The organism is Verrucomicrobiota bacterium, from assembly GCA_034440155.1.
Lineage (GTDB): Bacteria > Verrucomicrobiota > Verrucomicrobiia > JAWXBN01 > JAWXBN01 > JAWXBN01.
Map to the genome: position 1 here is coordinate 13538 of JAWXBN010000053.1, position 19238 is coordinate 32775.

The 19238-nt window shown below is 40.7% G+C and carries 17 protein-coding genes; 2 read left to right on the top strand and 15 right to left on the bottom strand.

Features of this window, described 5'->3' with window-relative positions; translation table 11 throughout:
- Positions 1-99: 99 nt before the first annotated feature.
- The gene (locus tag SGI98_05460; protein ID MDZ4742850.1) at positions 100-1473 is read left to right on the top strand and encodes a TolC family protein; all 1374 of its coding nucleotides are present in this window, start codon (positions 100-102) and stop codon (positions 1471-1473) included.
- Complete coding sequence (locus tag SGI98_05465) at positions 1470-4556, top strand: efflux RND transporter permease subunit (protein ID MDZ4742851.1); 3087 nt, start codon at positions 1470-1472, stop codon at positions 4554-4556. The genes SGI98_05460 and SGI98_05465 overlap by 4 nt, the downstream gene beginning before the upstream one ends.
- A 9-nt stretch (positions 4557-4565) precedes the next feature.
- On the opposite strand, the gene SGI98_05470 is transcribed toward SGI98_05465, so the two are convergent.
- From SGI98_05470 to SGI98_05540, 15 genes are all read right to left on the bottom strand, one after another.
- Positions 4566-5399: a hypothetical protein gene (locus SGI98_05470; GenBank protein ID MDZ4742852.1), complete on the bottom strand. Its 834-nt coding sequence runs from the start codon at positions 5397-5399 to the stop codon at positions 4566-4568.
- Between the two features lie 9 nt (positions 5400-5408).
- Positions 5409-6476 (bottom strand): hypothetical protein, encoded by a 1068-nt coding sequence (locus SGI98_05475; protein ID MDZ4742853.1) that lies wholly within the window; start codon positions 6474-6476, stop codon positions 5409-5411.
- Positions 6473-7591, bottom strand: a complete 1119-nt coding sequence (locus SGI98_05480; protein ID MDZ4742854.1) for a glycosyltransferase family 4 protein — start codon at positions 7589-7591, stop codon at positions 6473-6475. Before SGI98_05480 ends, SGI98_05475 begins: the two co-directional genes overlap by 4 nt.
- A gap of 23 nt (positions 7592-7614) precedes the next feature.
- Positions 7615-8646 carry an exosortase/archaeosortase family protein gene (locus tag SGI98_05485; GenBank protein MDZ4742855.1) on the bottom strand — a complete coding sequence of 344 codons (1032 nt, stop codon included), beginning with the start codon at positions 8644-8646 and terminating at the stop codon, positions 7615-7617.
- On the bottom strand, positions 8646-10853 hold the full coding sequence (locus SGI98_05490) for a polysaccharide biosynthesis tyrosine autokinase (protein MDZ4742856.1): 2208 nt from the start codon (positions 10851-10853) through the stop codon (positions 8646-8648). The genes SGI98_05485 and SGI98_05490 overlap by 1 nt, the downstream gene beginning before the upstream one ends.
- 41 nt (positions 10854-10894) lie before the next feature.
- Positions 10895-11644: a polysaccharide biosynthesis/export family protein gene (locus SGI98_05495; GenBank protein MDZ4742857.1), complete on the bottom strand. Its 750-nt coding sequence runs from the start codon at positions 11642-11644 to the stop codon at positions 10895-10897.
- Positions 11645-11675: 31 nt separating this feature from the next.
- Entirely contained in the window at positions 11676-13040 is a 1365-nt protein-coding gene (locus tag SGI98_05500; GenBank protein MDZ4742858.1) for an outer membrane beta-barrel protein, read from the bottom strand.
- A gap of 170 nt (positions 13041-13210) precedes the next feature.
- Complete coding sequence (locus SGI98_05505; GenBank protein MDZ4742859.1) at positions 13211-13867, bottom strand: hypothetical protein; 657 nt, start codon at positions 13865-13867, stop codon at positions 13211-13213.
- 45 nt (positions 13868-13912) lie between these two features.
- The gene (pheS, locus tag SGI98_05510; protein MDZ4742860.1) at positions 13913-14938 is read right to left on the bottom strand and encodes a phenylalanine--tRNA ligase subunit alpha; all 1026 of its coding nucleotides are present in this window, start codon (positions 14936-14938) and stop codon (positions 13913-13915) included.
- Between the two features lie 122 nt (positions 14939-15060).
- Positions 15061-15432, bottom strand: coding sequence for a 50S ribosomal protein L20 (gene rplT, locus SGI98_05515; GenBank protein MDZ4742861.1), 372 nt, complete (start codon positions 15430-15432; stop codon positions 15061-15063).
- A 54-nt stretch (positions 15433-15486) separates the two neighbouring features.
- Complete coding sequence (gene rpmI, locus SGI98_05520) at positions 15487-15684, bottom strand: 50S ribosomal protein L35 (protein ID MDZ4742862.1); 198 nt, start codon at positions 15682-15684, stop codon at positions 15487-15489.
- Positions 15685-15728: 44 nt separating this feature from the next.
- Entirely contained in the window at positions 15729-16502 is a 774-nt protein-coding gene (gene infC, locus SGI98_05525; protein MDZ4742863.1) for a translation initiation factor IF-3, read from the bottom strand.
- Positions 16503-16601: 99 nt separating this feature from the next.
- Positions 16602-17399: a zinc-dependent peptidase gene (locus SGI98_05530; GenBank protein MDZ4742864.1), complete on the bottom strand. Its 798-nt coding sequence runs from the start codon at positions 17397-17399 to the stop codon at positions 16602-16604.
- Positions 17396-18421 carry a quinone-dependent dihydroorotate dehydrogenase gene (locus SGI98_05535; GenBank protein ID MDZ4742865.1) on the bottom strand — a complete coding sequence of 342 codons (1026 nt, stop codon included), beginning with the start codon at positions 18419-18421 and terminating at the stop codon, positions 17396-17398. The genes SGI98_05530 and SGI98_05535 overlap by 4 nt, the downstream gene beginning before the upstream one ends.
- A 41-nt stretch (positions 18422-18462) precedes the next feature.
- Entirely contained in the window at positions 18463-19230 is a 768-nt protein-coding gene (locus SGI98_05540) for a class I SAM-dependent methyltransferase (GenBank protein MDZ4742866.1), read from the bottom strand.
- Positions 19231-19238: the final 8 nt, after the last annotated feature.

The window sequence follows — 19238 nt, forward strand, 5'->3', positions numbered from 1 at the left end:
CCTATAACTGAAGATAAATTCCCATTATCAGTTCTTTGACAATCAAGAAAAAGGGGTTATTCTCATTCTGACTGACTAGTCAGTCATTTATTATAAAATATGATTATTCACCGTCATCTCATTTTTTTACTCAGTCTGGTATTCATCAGTTGCCCAGTGAATTTGACGGCCCAAGAAAAAAATAATAAAGAATCCAAAAAATCGCCTATACTTCAAAAAGTTACCCCGAAAGCCCTTGATCTACCCAGTTGTTATCAAATATCTGTTCAACGAAGTGAAAGCCTCGGAATCCGGTTTCAAGAATATAAAGCCGCTGAAGCCCGGTATTGGCAGGCGGTGAGTACTATCATGCCCAATCTAAAATTCATTGCGGAGGAGCGCCTTCAAAATAACACTTTTACCTCCGGCAGTTCGACGGCAGGTAGTCCATTAAATGCTGGAGTGGCGGTCGGTGGCGGGGCAACATCCAATAATCCCCGCAATAATGCCTTTACAGGCCGTTTTAATGTCACCCAGCCGATCTTCCATGGTTTCAGAGACTTCTCACTGATTGCCGCCCAAAAAGCACAAACAAAGGCAGTGGATCTTGATTATCGCAGGGCCCTTCAAACATTCTATTATGATGTCGCCGATGTTTTTTATCAAATTATTAGTTATGAGCAGGACTTGGACTTGCAATACCTACTTGAAAAAGCCCTTCAAGAGAGAGTTAAAGAATTATCTCAACGCGTCGAGATAGGGCGTTCCCGAAAGAGTGAATTACTCCAAGCAGAAAGTCAGCTTGCCGATTCAGCCGTTCTCATTGAACAAACCAAGGGCCTTGTCGTAGCGGCAAAAGAGTTAATGGCCTTTCTCACAGGTATTCCTGCCGGCCAATTCTCCCTGATCGACCGCCAACCCATTCCCTCAGTTGAAAAACTCGAGGACTATCTCTGGAAGAGCGGTACTCGCCCAGATATTGAAGCTGCTGTTCAACGTCAAACTGCTGCCACGAAAGATCTCAGTGCCCGTAAGGGGGAATTTTTGCCTACCGTAAACCTTGAAGCAAATTATTATGCAGTCCAAGACCCCACCACAGACAGGGAGTGGAATGTCGTTATTACTGGTGAGGTTCCTCTTTTCGATGGAGGTTTAAGAATCAACCGTGTCAAGGAAGGGAAAGCTGCCCTAAAAGAAAGCCAGCTCAGCCTTTCACAAGTCCTGCGATCCTCACAAACGGAAGTGAGGACTTCCTATCACAATTTTATTTCCTCCGTGAATCAATATATCAAGCTGGATAAGGCATTCAAGATTGCAAAAGAAAATTACGAGGTTCAAAAAAGGGATTATGAATTAGGGCGATCCAGTAATCTTGATGTTCTGGTCTCATTAAGTAATCTCTATGAAACGAGACGCCGCTACCTCAATACCGAGCTCCAGACAAAAGTTAATGCCATATCCCTCCAAGTGGCTGCGGGAGATATCAAAGAATGACACTTTCGGACCTCGCCATTAAACGACCTGTTTTTGCCTGGACACTTTTTATCGGGGTCATCCTTTTCGGCGTCATAAGTTATTTCAGAATTGGTGTGAGCATGTTACCGGATGTTGATTTTCCCGTGCTGGATGTGAATGTCGTATGGGGAGGTGCAGCTCCGGAGGTTTTAGAGACCGAGCTGGTCGACAAGATTGAAGAAAGCGTCATCGGACTAGAAGGTCTCAAAGAAGTCAAATCGACTATCCAGCAGGGCCAGGCGACAATCAAGCTGGAATTCGACTTAAAAAGGAATGTGGATGCGGCCTTACAAGATGCCCAAGCCGCCATCGCAAGAATTCGCCTTCCCCTCAATGTAGATCCCCCCACTATCCGGAAAAATAATCCTGAAGAACAACCAATTGTCTGGATTGCCTTCGGCGGTGAGAGGTCATTGAGGGATATCATTCGTTATGCAGATTTAAATATTATCGACCAGCTTCAAACAGTCCCTGGAGTGGGTGAAATCCAATTAAGCGGTTTTGTAGGGCGCAATTTGCGCCTTTGGGTGGACAATAAAAAACTCAAAAAATACCAACTCACCATTCTTGATATTGTTACAGCAGTCGAACAAGAGCACAGCGAGCTAGCCGGTGGTTATATGGAAAACGACCGCAATGAAATCAATGTCCGGACCATGGGGGAAGAGTTTTCTGCCGAAAAAGTCGCTGATATTCTTATTAGCACCAGGGGTGGGCAGCCTATTTACGACACCAATATCCGACTTGGTGATATTGCTAGGGTCGAAGATGGTCTCGACGATATCAGGGGTAGCGCAATCATTAGCGGGATGAAAGGTAATGGCATTGCGCTCGGAATCAAAAAACAGCGTAAAACAAATGAGATTGAAGTCGCTGATGCTGTACAAAAGAAAGTAAATGAACTCAAGAAGACCCTACCTCCAGACCTCTCAATCCGGGTTAATGTCGATTTCACAGGACCAACACGTGTATCAATAGACAAAACCCAGCATGAACTGCTTATGTCTGTTATCCTGACTACCATTGTCTGTTATGTTTTCCTGGGGACTTTCAAATCTGCAGTGAATGTGATTCTCTCAATCCCCTTTTCGGTCATGGGGTCATTTATCATTATGTATTTTCTCGGTTTTACATTTAACATGTTTACTCTTTTGGCACTCGCTCTATCCATCGGTATTGTTGTTGATGATGCGATCATGATGCTTGAGAATATTGTCCGACACTTTCAATCAGGCAAAAAAAGAAGACAAGCGGCATTTGACGGGGCCAATGAAATCACGTTTGCGGCAATTGCAGTTACCGCCGCAGTTATTGCCATTTTTATTCCCGTTGTATTTATGAAGGGTGTCATAGGGACGTTCTTCTACCAGTTCGGAGTAGTCATAAGTGTCACCATACTTCTTTCATTGATTGAGGCCATTACGCTCACCCCCATGAGATGCTCCCGATTTATGACTGACTCCGATCATGAATCCCGGATGGCAAAGGCCGGAATCAGGATATTTCAAAAATTCGCTAACATATATCAAACAAGCCTTGAGTGGACCCTCGGCCATAGATGGAAAGTCCTTCTTCTCGGTGTTGCCATTTTTTTATCATCCCTTATCCTCCTCCATTTTGTGAAAAAAGAAATTGTCCCAATGCAAGATATGGGCATTGTCCGCATGCAATTCCAAACTCCTGTGGGGAGCTCTTTTGCTTTCACACAAGATATCGCTAAAAAAGTCGCCGATTACCTCGAAAAAGACCCTAATGTCGATCGATTTTTCATGAGGGTCGGAGGACAAACAGGTACTCCTAATCAAGTTTTTGCAGGCATCGTTTTGAAAAATAGATCAAAAAGGTCTTTGGGACATATTGCGTGGATGGATAAAGTAAGGTTAGACCTTGTGAAAAATGAACATACTAAAATTCGCGACCTCGTCAGGCTCCAATTAAGTGACTTATCGCAAAGGGGATTAACCGCAGGCAGTTCTTTCCCTATCAGTTTTAATATCAGAGGCCCCGATTACACTGTCTTAAAAGAAAAACTCAAGGTCATTGAAGAACGCCTAAATGCAACAGGCTTGGTTACCGACTTAAATGACGATTATCGTGAAGGACAGACCGAACTCCGCATTATTCCCAACCGTGAAGCTGCTTCGCTCCGAGGGGTTTCTATGGACAATTTAGGAAGGACAATCAATGCTGCCATCGGGGGAATCCGACAAGGGAAATTCACAAGTGATGGCAGGCGATATGACGTGAGAATACGGCTCACTCCGGAAGAAAGATTAAAGCCTGAGGATGTAGAAAACATCATGATTCGTACGTCATACGGGGAATTAGTACGATTAACAGATGTAGCAAAGATCGAAACGGTAAAAACCATTCAAACAGTTTCTCGGATTAATCGGTTACGCTCAATTTCGGTCTTTGGGAATGTAGCGACAGGAAAATCACAATCCGAGGCGTTGGATGCTGCAGAAAGAATTTCCCAAGAAGTTCTACCTGAAGGATATTCATTCCATCTGGAGGGTGGATCACAAGCCTTTCTCGATTCATTTAAAAGTCTGACGGGCGTATTTCTATTGGGTCTTGCTGTCGCATATCTTGTTTTGGCTGTCCAATTCAATAGTTTTGTACATCCTTGGAGCGTCATGCTTGCTATTCCTTTCAGTTTAACAGGAGCCTTTCTCACCCTCTGGATGACAGGACAATCATTAAATCTTTTTAGCATGATCGGTTTGTTACTCCTCGCTGGTATCGTGAAGAAAAACTCGATTCTGCTGATTGAATTTACCAATCACATGAGAAAAGAGGGAGTAAACCTACATGACTCCCTACTCAAGGCTTGCCCCATACGCCTACGCCCCATTATCATGACGTCTATCGCGACAGTGGGAGCAGCCATCCCTCCAGCCCTTGGTCTTGGTGATGGTGCTGAAGCCCGCAGGCCCATGGCACTCGCTGTAATTGGCGGAGTCATTGTTTCCACCTTGCTTACCCTTTATATCGTACCTTGTGCCTACAGTATATTTTCAAGATTTGAGAGGGGCCACCTGAATGACTTGGAGGATTAGCATTTTTTCTTACTTGCCTATCCATCCATCCGGCCATTTTTGCGCGGTAATTTCTATTGGTAATTCATCAAATGGAATTGTCTCCAAACTTTCATACAAATACCCCGTGCCGGGGTAATAATGAAAATTCTGAATGTCCGGGGTAAAATTCTTCCATACACGGTCAAACCAGGTTGGATCGATCAGGTCGGCATGACTGTAATTCTTCAGCTTTGTCAAAATCCTTTCATCTCCTCCGACGCAAGAACCATGATGCATGCGCCATTCTTTCGGAAAATAAACGGTTTTAGGTTTTCTCCCTGTTCTTAGATACTCTTTTAACCTAGGTATTCCCTTCCACGATACTTGTCGGTCCTCATGAAATAGAAAGCCGTTTCTCAGGAATACAAAAGGACGATAACCTTCCCCAGGTTCCACTACCCTGAAATTCCATGTTTTAAAATAAGTATGACTATAAACCCTATATCCGGCATGGTGTGTCCTTTGAACCTCCTCCCATGATTTCTCCAATATATCTTTTGTCCAGATTTCATCGCTATCAATAATTAAATAATAATCGGCATCTGGAGCAAGTTGCATTGCTGCATTACGGAGTTTCGCTGCAGCATCAATCCCAGGCAAGTCAGAGACATCCCGCTGGAGGACTAATCTTAGTTTATTGAGCGGATCAGCAACAGACAGGAGCACATTCAAACTGTCATCAGGCTCTACCCCGCTACCCTTCAGGTTCCTATCATACATGGTTGCACAGCAAATAGCATCTACATGCCCATAAACAGCCTCAATACTAGCCCTTAAAAAGTGCTCTTCCTTGAATACAAGCATGATGGCCGCTAATTTCATCCGGATACCCTATAAGAATTCAATTATTTTGGAAGGAGATTCCCCTTTGTTTGCAATTTGTGCAACTAGTCCAATGAGAGATTGATATCCCGTGGCGCTTTTCGCAAACAACATTCTCTCTTCGTTATTCATCTCCCGCGATGTTTTTAATGCTGTTCCCATAGACGAGATAAGATCATCAAAATCCTTAAATATTGTGAAGCACTTTTCATGGAAATAGGGCAAAATTCTAATCTCAGGATTTTCTTGGGTCAGAACATGTACTCCTGAAGCGATTAACTCAGGAATACGCATGGTAACACCATTTTCGGTCCAGTCCCTCTTTGAAGGAATATCAAGTCCTACAAATGAATCCTGATAATAACGAAGTGATTCAGCCCCCCCCAAATATCCGTCAATAATTTTCCCCTTACATGTTTTTGATTTCCTTAATGCATGTTTCCATCTTGGTCCCAAGATAAAGCCATTAGGAAATACTGACATTACCTCTAAAAGACACTTCTCACGCCAGGGGGAATGACTTCCTAAAAATACCCAGTCATATTTCCGTGTTCGATCCCCATTTGTCAGATTCAACGTGGAAAAGGGGGAAAAATGAGGCAGATAGTGGGCAGAGACCCCACGCTTTTCAATTATTTTAAGATAATTTTGGGCATAAACAATCAGATGTTTATAATATCCTTTCACGCAATAATCCATGGGAGTTGAAAGACGGTCTTTAGCCTCAATCATCCAGCAGATGTGGGGGGCGATTTTACAAGCTTCAATCATCACGGGCTCTGAGATACGGTGACCCCAAACATGTAAAACCACATCCGGTTGAATTTCTTTTATCGCCTGTAACCAACGGTTACTTCGCCAGTTTATGTTTGAGATGCTCCATGTTTCAAAAGTACTTGGAGATCTTTGTATCCTAAGTGCATTAATCACCTTTCTTATCGGTTTGATAAATGTTTTGTAATAGGGGGACTCAGGCGAGGTATCGATGTGGAATACTTCCCAACCTGATTCCTTGAAAGCACCGTAAATCCCTCGGCCAAGTTGCTCAGGTGTACCTGACCCAAGGAGTATTTTCATAACGGGCCCTTTTTCTTCAAGAGAATCTCCAAGCGGTCGCTGATTGTCCGTGCCATATTGCACAACGAATAGTTTTTTTCTGCTAATAATCTCGCTGACAAGGCGATTTTATTTTTTTCGTCCAATGATATCTGCTCGAAAGACATAAATCGGTGAACCATTTCTTTTACATTACTCGACTCAAAAACAAAACCTGAGTGGTGGGCTAAAATATCTTTGGCCAATCCTACCTTGTCAGAGAGGATGATGGGGACTCCTGAAGAAAGGGCCTGCAAAACAGAAGTCGGACACGCATCAAAATCAATGCTGGGCTGCACCATAATATCCGCAGAGGCAAAGTGCTCTCTGAGTTGTATTGTATCTAATGCACCCCGAAAACTGATCCTGTGTTGAATATTATTTTTTTTGGCAAAATCAAATAGCTTTTCTTTTTCGGGACCTTCACCTGCAATTGTCCATTTCCACCCGGGTAATTGCAATAATGCTTCCGCCATGGAGTGTAAACCTTTCCAACCCACTAAACGCCCTACACTCACTACATGTTTATCGAATACTTTGTCTTTACGAAGGGAAAAGAAATTTGTATCAACTCCGTTTGTCAAAACATCCGGACGATTCCCATAGCGATTAACTACTAATGCCGCATTATCATCACTGCAAGCATACTCCCAATCTATTGATTTCTTCCAGAAATTATCCGTCGGAAAGAAATCCTTTCCCTGATAATTCATGACTACACACAAATGAGGATTTCCCATTTTCCAAAATCTTGCACTAATAAAATCATATGGTTTGAATACAAACATGATATCACAATGTTCTTGTTTGATTGAATGCCTACTCTGATAGGCGAAATGCAACCTTTGAACCAACTTCCTGAATCTTGTCCCCAACTTCGGAATATCTTTTGTTTCCCAATAAGGCGCTAAGCGAAGGCGCATCATCACTTTTCGGTGGACTTTTCCTTCCTTGGGTTCCCCCCCAAAAAGAGTCACATCGTGCCCTAATGCTAATAGGGCCTCGCCCAAGTCCATGGCATATACCTCAATCCCACCTACCTCAGGTGTGCCTGGAAAATCAAATGTCGCATTAGGTAGAAATATTCCAATTTTCACCCCGTTATAAATGACGAATTATATTAAGAATGGGAAGTCGAAATCTTTTTAAATAAAAACAACCGTTTCAAACGTAAAATTTGCTCCGGTGTCAAATTCATTAAATAACTGATTAAAAACATACATCCTAATGCTGAAATATAGACCATATACCCGGCAAACATATGAAAAAATGATATCTCATTACCTATTCCTACGGCAAACTCTGTCCCAAAAAAATAGGAACCGATTGTTAGCATCATGATACGCATTGTATTTCCTAGGATTGCCAATGGAAAAACACATGCAAATAATAACCATTTCTTCAGTTGTGTTGGTTGTGTCAGGTTAGAAAATAGAGCTGTAATCATCGCCAAGGCAAAGAGTGATCTCAACCCACTGCATGGATTATCCACATCTAATCCGAATAATTTCCCTGCAGGGATACCTAATACAGGGTCTGGCGCTGACAGGATAGCTGTTCCTACTTTTACTACATGAATCCCAATTAAATTCAGTAGTGGTATCACGATATTGACCATTAAATGTCTTAATGGAACAGTAATTGTGTCCCCACCGATTAAAGACCACGGAACCATGAAAAGAAGAAATCCAACAGGGAAAAGTAATTTTAAAAAAAGAGTATTCCCACCGATAAACCCGATAACTCCAAGTATCCAAATGATCAGGGCCACTGGGCCAAACAATGAGACACCACCCCCATTACCCAATATATAAAAAAAGCTCCCCAAAAGAATTAATCCAACATAGTGGAATCCCCGTTTGAGATACAGTGGATATAAGTCATCTTTCTTCCACCAAATTAATCCCAAAGATATAAGGGGGACAATCATTCCATGTTCGGAATCAGGATCCGTCCCCCAAGCATGCCATAACCAGCCAGTGACAGAAACGGTTTGTCCATTAGAAAGGATATAATAATTTTTAATCAAAAACAGATAGAGGACAACAGAACATAGTATAATAAGGAGTAATAAATCTAGCTTGCCAATACTTCTATAAAGAATTGACTCTTTAAAGCCCGTCTTTTTAATTTCTTCAAGCGTATTTTTCATTACTTTTCTGAGCCAATATAGGATGTATAATACTTTTGCGTATAATAATAATCTTGTGCCTCCAGTTTATTTACCTGATTGAGGACGACGCCTAAAACCGGAGCTGAAACTGATGTTAATCGCTGAACACAGCTCATAGCCATTCCTCTCTTGATTGTCGCACACTTGAGAACATATATAATTCCCTGTACCCAAGGCACCAAAGAAAGTGCATCACTAACTGCCGTAAGAGGAGTAGAATCAATAATTACACGGTCATAATAATTCATTAAATCGACAATAAACTCACCCATTTTTGGTGACCCTAAAAGTTCTGCAGGATCCACACGGTTAGTACCTGCCGTCATGAGATGAAGATTTGGTTGCGGAGTATCTACAATTGCATCCTTCCACTCACATTCCCCATTTAAATAGTTACCTAATCCTATATTATTAGGTATTTTAAATCCAGCATGTAAACTCGGACGCCTGAGATCCCCGTCTATTACTAATGTCGCCATATTATTCTGGGCAAATGCAATCGCTAAATTCGAGCTAATAAATGATTTCCCTTCAGAGGGAATAGTACTTGTCGTCATAATACAACGAAGATTGTCAAAATCAGAGCGTAAACGCAAAGATGCTCTTAATCCCCTAATGGCTTCAGATGCAATCGAATTCTTATCCTCAATAGCAATCATATCCATCGAATATTTACGACTCCTTTTAACCTTGGGAATAACACCCAACAGGGGCAGTTGGAGATATGTCTCAATATCAAATTGACCCTTGATTTTATCGTCGAGAAAATGAAGACCAAAAGCCAAACCTAACCCCAATAATGCCCCCCCAAGCATTCCCATAATAATTACTTTCACCGTTTCGGGCTTAATTGGCTTATTAGGCTTACCTGCCCAGTCATGGATTGTAACATTACTCGGATTTAAGCCTCCTGTGAGTTCGGTTTCTTTTAATCTCTGAGTCAATGAATCGAGAAGTGTACGATTAATATTCGATTCTCTTTGGAGGGTACTATATTGCACTTTTAATCGATCTAAATTTCTTTGATCCTCTTCGAATTTTTTGTACTCATCAGTCAGTACCTTTACATTTATTTCTGATTGATCGAGTCGAATTTTGGCTGTATTTAATGCCTCTTTCATGGCTCGGTTTAAACCATCTTTTTTTTGCTTTAATTGGAATTCCGCATCAATCATTCTTGGATGTTTTTCTTTGTATCTTCTGGATAAACTTAAAATGTAAAGCTCCAGATCATTAATCTCTTTTTCGGCCCGAACTACTTCAGGATAATTTGAAATAAAAGGTGATTCTAATAATTTTTGTGAATCGTCCTGAATAGGGGCGAGTTGTTCCCAAACATTCTGTGATGATAATCTTTCAGATTTTGCAGAATTCAAACGAGTATTCGCATTTTTAAGATTATCTAAAACAATATTTTGTCTCTCATCCAACGCATCTGCATCAAATTTCTCCCGGTATTCTAATAACTTCTTTTCAGATGCCTCAGCTTTTGTTTTCAAATCATCAACTTGATCCTTTAACCATTTTGCAGCAGCAAAACTGACAGAAAGGACACTTTCCGAGCTGTATCGTTGATACTCCTTAGCGACAGTATTCGCAATCTCCATAGCGATTTGTGGATTTGGGTGATCCACCATGATATTGATTAAATTTGTTTCTCTCTCAGGCGCCACTCTGAGACAACTTAATACTAAATCAACTCGGCTAATTGGCTTATTTTGATATTTTTTCGGCACAATCCCTACTGGAAAATCCTTATCTGCATCCAGATTTAAAACCCTGACTACCCTTTGAATAAGTTCCCTGCTACCGATAACTCTCACCTGCGTATTGATGTATTGCGGTGTGAGAGACGAAGAAACCACTTGTTTAATATCAACTACTTGATACTGCCCCGGTTCAATCCGGATAACAGATGTTGCACGATATATTTTTATTTCGCGTCTTACATACTCTGCACATGAAATACTGACCACTAAAAAAACAAACAAGATAAGCCATTTGCGCCGCCAGAATATCCCGAAATATTCTTTGATTGTTTGTGTACTTGACTCATTAGCCTTATTATAACCGTAAGCCCCTGTATATCCGTATCCATAACCTCCATAACCTGAGTTCGTATGATAAGCCGGATTTGTCTCACGACTGGAAGTATTCTTTTTTGGATCATTGGGTATATCAGGCATGAGACAGGAAAGGTTTAGTTAATAGAAATAAACCCTAATAATTAAAAAAAGTTCTCGGGAACTTCTATTATATCACCGGGTAATATTTCAGGATCAGTGCTTTCACCCTTTTGGATTTTTATTAAATTATATTCAGTCATTTTACCACTTCTGGTAATCCGAATCCTTTTGATATTTGCTACTTTAGTAGGACCACCTCTGCTATATATCGCTTTGAGTAATGTAATTTTGCCGTCAGTTGGAATTTGATTCACCCCTACTCCACCAATTTGGCCTCTCATGATATATTCATTTTGTGAGGTTCCCTCTAAAGCCACTACCACTTGTGGGTTAACGAGATAATCCTTCTTTAGCTGCGAAGTTATTGATTCCCTCGATCTCTGTAATGTTAATCCTAATACTCTTACCTCATTTAGTAAGGGTAATAGAATCATGCCTTCGGAAGTTACGCGAATACCTCGGACACTCAACTCAGGTTCATTAATCACCGTCACCGAAATAATATCTCCACCGCGAATGACATAATTGTCATTAACAGCTATTCCAGATTGCACTATACTCTGCTCACCACCTGAATTTGCTGAAATAATATCCGTTGTTTCAGATGCATTAATGAGTGGGTTACCGGAATTATTTTGTTGTTGTTGTTTTGGAGGGGGAGGAGCATTACCAGCTGAATTTATACCGGGAGGAGCTTGACTAAAATTCCCTTGCTGAGCAAATAACAGATAATTGGAATTTAAGGTACAAGCTAAGATGTATACTACAGATAAAAATATTTTTTTGTGCATTATAATGGAATGCCATCAATAGTTACTGGTATTAGAATGATGCTCCAATACCAATGGTAACCTGATTTTGTGTAAAACTGAAATTTGAAACATTAGATTCATTGACATTGTACTGATAACCACCATAAATCCTCAACCACTCTTGAAGGAGATATGTTAAATTTACTCCTGCCGTGTAGTTATTGTCATTACGTGCTACATTTCCTATACCCACATAATTTACAGGATTTTGAAAATCAACATTATTCCAGTTAAAGAATGCACTCGCCGTTAACTTTTGTGTGATTTTTTGGGAGAGTGTTAAATTTGTGCCTGTATTATAATACATATTATTAACTTCAGTAATTGATTGGTTAATTGATCTGTAAACATTTAAACTAGCTGTTGTTTTTGTTGTAATCGCATAAGAAAAATTTGCACCACATGTAAATGAAAACGACTGACTCCCCCCCCCAATTGAATCCTTTGAATCGCCTATAAAAGCTGTTCCACTAGCTGTGCTCGTCAATTTTCCTGTATTAGCAGATATACCTGCGCCGATGGTGCCACCTCGACTATCATTACTAGGAGCAACACGACTTAAAGTACCACCTTGTTGTCCGGTTGTTACGTTAGCCGTCTCGAAAGTTTGATTCCCTTGGAATACATTATTAATTGCATTTACAGCATAACCAACATTAAAAAATCCTGAATAAGTGGTATTAAAGACCCTATTTATTCCTACACCCACATTGTATCCATTGATATCTTGGCCTTGGCTAACAGTATTATTAGACCAGTTTCCAAAAAGGTTGAATGTTGTTAATTCGTCGAACGAATATCCAAGACTCGCTCCAATAACATTCTGGGCATTATCCACCAAACCGAAACTAGTAAAGTTATTGAACTGATGATTGAAATATGTGCTTAATGTAAATTTTTCTGAAAGTCTCCAAATACTTGTAATTCCTGAATTAAGATTCCCACTGGGTATATACTCACCAACTAATGTATTTGCACCCGTTGAAAAATTATAATTCAGAAATGATGAAATAGTAAAACGGTTAAAAACCGATGCTTGTGTAAATGTCAGGTTATTTCCCCAGTTATCCTGGCTTTGTTGATCTACAAAATTTACTATTGAAGCCGTATAATCCATACTGAGTTTTAAGGCCTCAGTTTGTCCTACGCTGATTTGAACCCCTGGCTGTGTATTAAAACTCCAAGCACTCACACGATTTGTATTAGAAATGAAAATATTATCATTGTAGTTGGCCGTCTGGTCTATGTGGGGCCTAATACTTAATACGCCTACCTGTAATGGTTTTGCTTGTATAACTACTGAAGAGCAAATAAAACAAGTAATTATTCCTAAAATAGAAATATATAACTTAGACAGTAATTTGGTCGGTTTCATCGTTTTGTATAGTTTTTGTGTTTGTGACATTAGCAATCAAACCATATTTGAAATTTGAGACATTAATATTTAAACCATATCTGAAATTTGAGTCAATAACAATATCAGCATAAATTTCCATCAGTTTTTACGTAAATTCATTACGATTAAATTAGCTGTTAAATAATCCATCACCACTGTGTTGTATTAAATGTCACAGTCTCTCCCAAAATGAATTTTGTAGATGGGTCTCCTTCAGCTTTTATCTGGATTCTTTTCCCTCCAACCAGCAAGGAGAACTGGTTATATATAGCATAGTGGTCTACAAAAAAGGCAATTTCAATATCAGATTGTTTTTTTGCTGGCGCAAGGAGACGTCCCACTTGTCTTTTATCCTCTGGTTTATCAGCTTCTTTAAAATACGTGTACCCCCTGCCATCAATTAATTCCACAGAATTAGGATTTATACGAAAGTCTTCGTCGCTTAAATTATCGACCGAAAAACTCGCGGTAACATTAAATCTGGCCCCATTCTTGGTTACATTTACTTTTTCTAAGGTTGCATGTATTCCATTGTCCAAGTCAATTTTCTCCCCGTAGGCGGCGGTAGGTAATTTAAATGGTTCCGACGGGGAGGTTCTAGAGGGTTCTACCCCCGGCGCCGTCATAGGATAATCATCGTACTGGTTAAATGATTTATAGTATTGGAAGGCCCGGTATCCAAATACCACGAGGCATGCGGCAATAAACAAGAAAGCCAAACTTTTCGCAAATATTTTAATACGATAGCGACGTCTCCACTTTCGATGAACTTTTTTTCGGGGATCCATGTAGTCGTAATCGCTCATAATTACCTTTAAATATGACTGAAATAGGCTTATAATCAAACTTGTTTATATTGATAACTGAGAAAGAAATTGGCTATTATTTTCACTAAACCAGCGGATATCTTCAATTCCATAAAGCATCATTGCAATTCTTTCGACTCCCATTCCAAAGGCAAACCCCGTGTATATTTCAGGATCATAACCCACAGATTCAAATACGTGAGGATGAACCAATCCACATCCGGCAATTTCCAACCATTCTTTACCCCTGATTTTTTTACCAGGAATACTGAAGTCAATTTCAAAGCTCGGCTCTGTAAAAGGAAAAAAATGGGGGCGGAAACGAACCTTTGTGTTTTTCCCTAGTAATTCCCTAAAAAAATATTCCATTGTCCCTTTTAAATCCGCAAGACTGACATTTTCATCAACGTAAAGGCCTTCAATTTGGTGAAACATGAGCGCATGGGTGGCATCAGGGTTATCCCTGCGGAAACATGATCCGGGAGCAATAATCCTCACTGGAGGCTTGGTGTTCTGCATCGTCCTGATTTGCACGGGAGATGTCTGTGTTCTTAATAAATGCCTTCCTAACTTTTCATCACTAATTTGACCATCAATATAGAAAGTATCTTGTTCATTTCGTGCAGGATGATCAGCCGGGGTATTTAATGCATCAAAATTATAGAATTCAGTCTCAATATCAGGCCCTTCTGCAAGACTAAAGCCTATCGCCCCAAAAATACGCGAAATCTCCTGAATTGTCCCGTTAATCGGATGGACTGTTCCTGAGGGTAGTCTTTGTACTGACAGAGAAACGTCGAACCCAGAATAGTCGACATGGGGACGTGTTAAAAACTCTTTTTTGCCTTCAAAGGCTTCTGTCACCGCAGTTTTTACTTCATTTGCCAATTTGCCCACTAAAGGTTTATCCTCCTTAGAAACATCCTTTAATCCTTCAAGCAAACGGGGCAAAGATCCACTCCTGCTCAGATATTTTATTCTGACCTCTTCCAATGATGCTTGGTCATTCACATTATTCAAAGCTGTGATTATTTCGCTGCGTAATTGATTCAAATCTTCAACCATACTCATTCATAAAACAATTTACCGACAAAAAGGTCACGCCTTTTCTGATGGGAGTTTACCTGATATTATAAAAAAACAAAAAAAGGCCCGTATAAACGGGCCTTTAATAAAATATTTCTTTGAGACAATTATGCTTTTGCCGTTTTTGCCGGCACGGATTTAGCCTGTTCAATAATTGTAGCGAAAGCCTTAGGGTCATTCACAGCCAAATCAGCCAAAACCTTGCGATCGAGTTCAATCTTCAGTACTTTTAATGCTTCAATAAAACGGCTGTAGGTGATCCCTGCGGCACGGGTAGCCGCATTGATACGGACGACCCATAAATTACGAAAATCCCGTTTTTTTACTTTACGATCACGATAAGACCATGACTGGCCTTTCATGATGGCGTCTTTAGCATAACGGAAAAGTTTACTGCGACGTCCGCGGAAACCTTTGGCTTTTTCTATCACACGTTTACGACGGGCCCGGCTGGCGGGTGCGTTAGTGGCTCTTGACATACTTTATATCCTCTTTTTTTATATCTCTTAAAATTTAAATATCAGAATTTATCTTTAAGCGAAAGGTAAATTTGATTTGATGCGGTAAACATCAGTTTTGTGCACTAGTGCTGCTTTGGACAAGCGGCTTTTCCTTTTTGCATTTTTACCTGCAAGAAGGTGGCGTTTGCCGCTTTTACGGCGTAATACTTTTCCGGTTCCTGTCACTTTAAAGCGTTTAGCAACAGATTTCTTTGTCTTTCGTCTGGCGATTGGACGGGGCATACTTTTATTCCTTTTCTTACTTTTCCTTAACTTTATGTTTTAACCCTGTCAAATGGGCTATTCTTAAATTCTTTTTCAGTTCCAGTCTGGGGTTTATCCAGTTTACGAACTAAGACTTTTTCAATTATGCTTTTCACTAACTCCCCATCATTATGATGGATCTCGTGATGTTCTTTTTTTAATTTCTCACGTTGATTCGCAGGAAGCGGATTATAAAACATCAGAATATTACGTCCGATTGCCTTTGGCTCCGCCTCCAAATTTCCAAATTCTGTTAAATCAGTCTTGATTTGCTGCATCAGCCCCATTCCGAGCTCCCGGTGGGACATCTCGCGGCGCCTCAATTCAACAATCAACTTCACCTTGTCACCATCTTCTAAAAATTCAATGGCATGGTTGATTTTTGTCGTATAATCATGCGAGGCGATATTGATGTGAAACTTAAGTTCTTTCACCTTAGAAGCAGTCTGATGCTTTTTAGCATCCTTAAGCTTCTTCTCCTCCTCATATTTATACTTACCAAAATCAACGATCTTACATACCGGAGGCACTGCATTTGGTGAAATCTCCACCAGATCCACCCCTCTTTGTTGTGCCAGCGTCAAGGCATCACGGGTATTCATAATACCCATCATATTTCCCTGATCATCAATGACGCGTACTTCCGGAACACGAATCCTACCATTCACACGTGTTGAAAACTGGTTACTGTTCCCACGGTAGAAACCCCGATTATAATTATCTTTTATAACACTTCTCCTTTTTGATTTCGTCAAATCGCCATGTCTTTTTATAAAAACTGACACATGGACGAACCGCGCTTTATAATCAATCGTTTAGATCACTGCAACTAAAAATTCTCATTTCTATCAATATAGTTAAAAATAACATAAAAATAATTGACTTTACAGCTTCTCTTTTTGTCTTTTATGGCTCATTCGCATGGCTGTATCTTGTCTGTAATACCCCTTGAGTACATCGTAAAGCTTATGATGTTTATGCGCCATTTGTAAGGGGTTCTCAAAAAAACATTCGGAAGCAACCGCAAAAAATTCTGCGGGGTTTGTCGCAGCATAATCATCAAGGAGAGTTACACGCCCATGAATACTGTCCTCCACCAATCTTTCGTACTCATCCTTCATAACAGCATGCCATTCAATGTATTGTGCTTTAGATTTAAGCAATGGAGTGCCATCCGCAAAACCATTCATGAAATCAAGTTGATGGGCGAATTCATGGACCACTACATTCCTTCCGGGATAAGGATCCCTACTTTGCTCCAAGACACAATCCCATGCTAAGACGACAGGCCCATGCTCCCATGCCTCCCCCAAACGCGCACTATTACCTTCCATAATCACGCCATTTCTTGCTTTTCGTTCAGCCGGATTTTGATACCCGGAGGGATAGACTAAAACGGATGCCATATGGCTAAAGTAATCATGTTTCATTGCCAAAAGCATTACTGACACATTCCCTGCTATCGTAACTTTTATCTCATCATTGATTTCTTGTCCATTACACCCCTCCCAATTTTTTTCAGAGATAAAAATCCTCATGATACTCTGCAAATGGGATTGTTCTGCCTTACTGACCAATGAATATAACGCGACATTATTTTCCAGAATCTGCAGCCAATTCTGGGGAAATGGTTCTTTTAGGAGGGCAATTCTTTTCCGTTTCTTGAACCATTTTAAAATCATAATTTGCCAATAATTTTACGGGCGATAAAAGGACCTTCGTAAATAAACCCTGTGTACACTTGGATCAATTGAGCGCCCGCATCCAGTTTTTCCTTCGCATCATCCGCAGTAAAAACACCTCCCGCCCCAATCACTGGAAGTTTCCCTAGTGTCTTTTCCACAATATAACGGATAACCGCCGTCGACCTATTTTTTAACGGTTTGCCACTTAGGCCCCCTGTTTCACGTGCCCTTGCCGTATCCGGCTGCACGAGCAAATTGCGTGAAATGGTCGTATTTGTAGCGATCACCCCCGATATGGCCTGTTCCTCCACTACCTCTAATACCTCGTCAAGCTGTGACCATTCCAGATCAGGGGCGATCTTGACAAGGATGGGTTTTCCTCCGAGTTCCTTATTTTTTTTCTGAAGAACCGAAAATATCGCGCTCAAGTGTTCCTTGTCCTGAAGCTGCCTCAATCCCGGTGTATTAGGGGAACTCACATTGACCACAAAATAATCCCCTTCACCGTAAAGTTCAGTAAAAGAAAAAAGATAATCGCTCGCAGCCTCTTCTAGCGGTGTTACCTTACTTTTCCCAAGGTTAATCCCGAGTGGAATCCGAAGGTTAAAACTCTCATGCAGTTTATGCAGCCGCTGCGCAATTTGCTCAGCACCCTCATTATTAAATCCCATCCGGTTAATCACAGCACCCTCTGAAGGAATCCTAAAAAGCCTCGGACGCTCATTGCCCGGCTGTCCCTTGGCAGTCACTGTACCGATCTCCACAAACCCAAACCCCAATGCCTGCCATGCGGGAATCGCAACTGCGTTTTTATCAAAACCAGCAGCGAGCCCGACGGGATTAGGAAAATTCAGGCCGAATACCTCTACCGGTTTCCCCGCCCCCCGGGCAAATGGTGCCACCATAGACTGCATTAAAAATGTAGGGCCAAACAATTCTAAAAGCCGCATCACTCGGTGATGAATATCCTCCGGATCTTGTCTAAAAAAAATCGGTCTGAGTATTTTCTCGTAAATCACGTGATGACTTTAAATGAAGCACTACTTGAATCAATGATGTTTTATTTTTTTTGAGCAACAAAATAATGGTTTTGACAGTACCTCGGGAAAAGATATTTAAATATCGTGTCAAAGTACCTGACTGTAGCAGATACCGTATTAGACTGACTCATCCGTACAGGCAGACGATTCCAACAGTTCCTAGGTATAAACCCATAACGCCCAGTCTCAAGAATTTCAAACCCCGTATCATTACAGAACTCCTCTATATCAGCCCTTATATACTTATAAACATGATGATGTTGCGCGGGTATCTTGGAGTTGATTTTTTCGATATAACTATACTTATTGGGAAAGTGGCCGCAAATAAAAAGCCCCCCTGGAATCAGCACACGATTAATCTCTTTCATACTGGCTCTTTCATCTCCGCCTGTTTCTCTCACATGCTCTAACACCCCTACACTTGTCACGACATTATATGATTCGGCAGTAAATGGCAGATTAACAGGATCAGCATCGCGAGCCGTACTATATTCAAAACTGGATGAAAAATTCTCCTCTAGAAATCTAATGAGAGCTTCATTTGCGAAAGAATATGCATGTGTCTGGAATCCGCACTTCACGGCAAAATAACTAAAATGTCCATTCCCACATCCCCAATCCAAAACTCGGCTATTTTCCGCCACATACTTGTGTATTAAATTATATAAAGGCTCGTATTGTGCACCTGTTACCCTGCTTTTAAACTGAACCGGAAGGAGCTCTACATTATCCTTTGCTAGGGATTGGAAAGCATCAAAGATATCATCACTATTGATCTGTTTTGACATATTAGAAT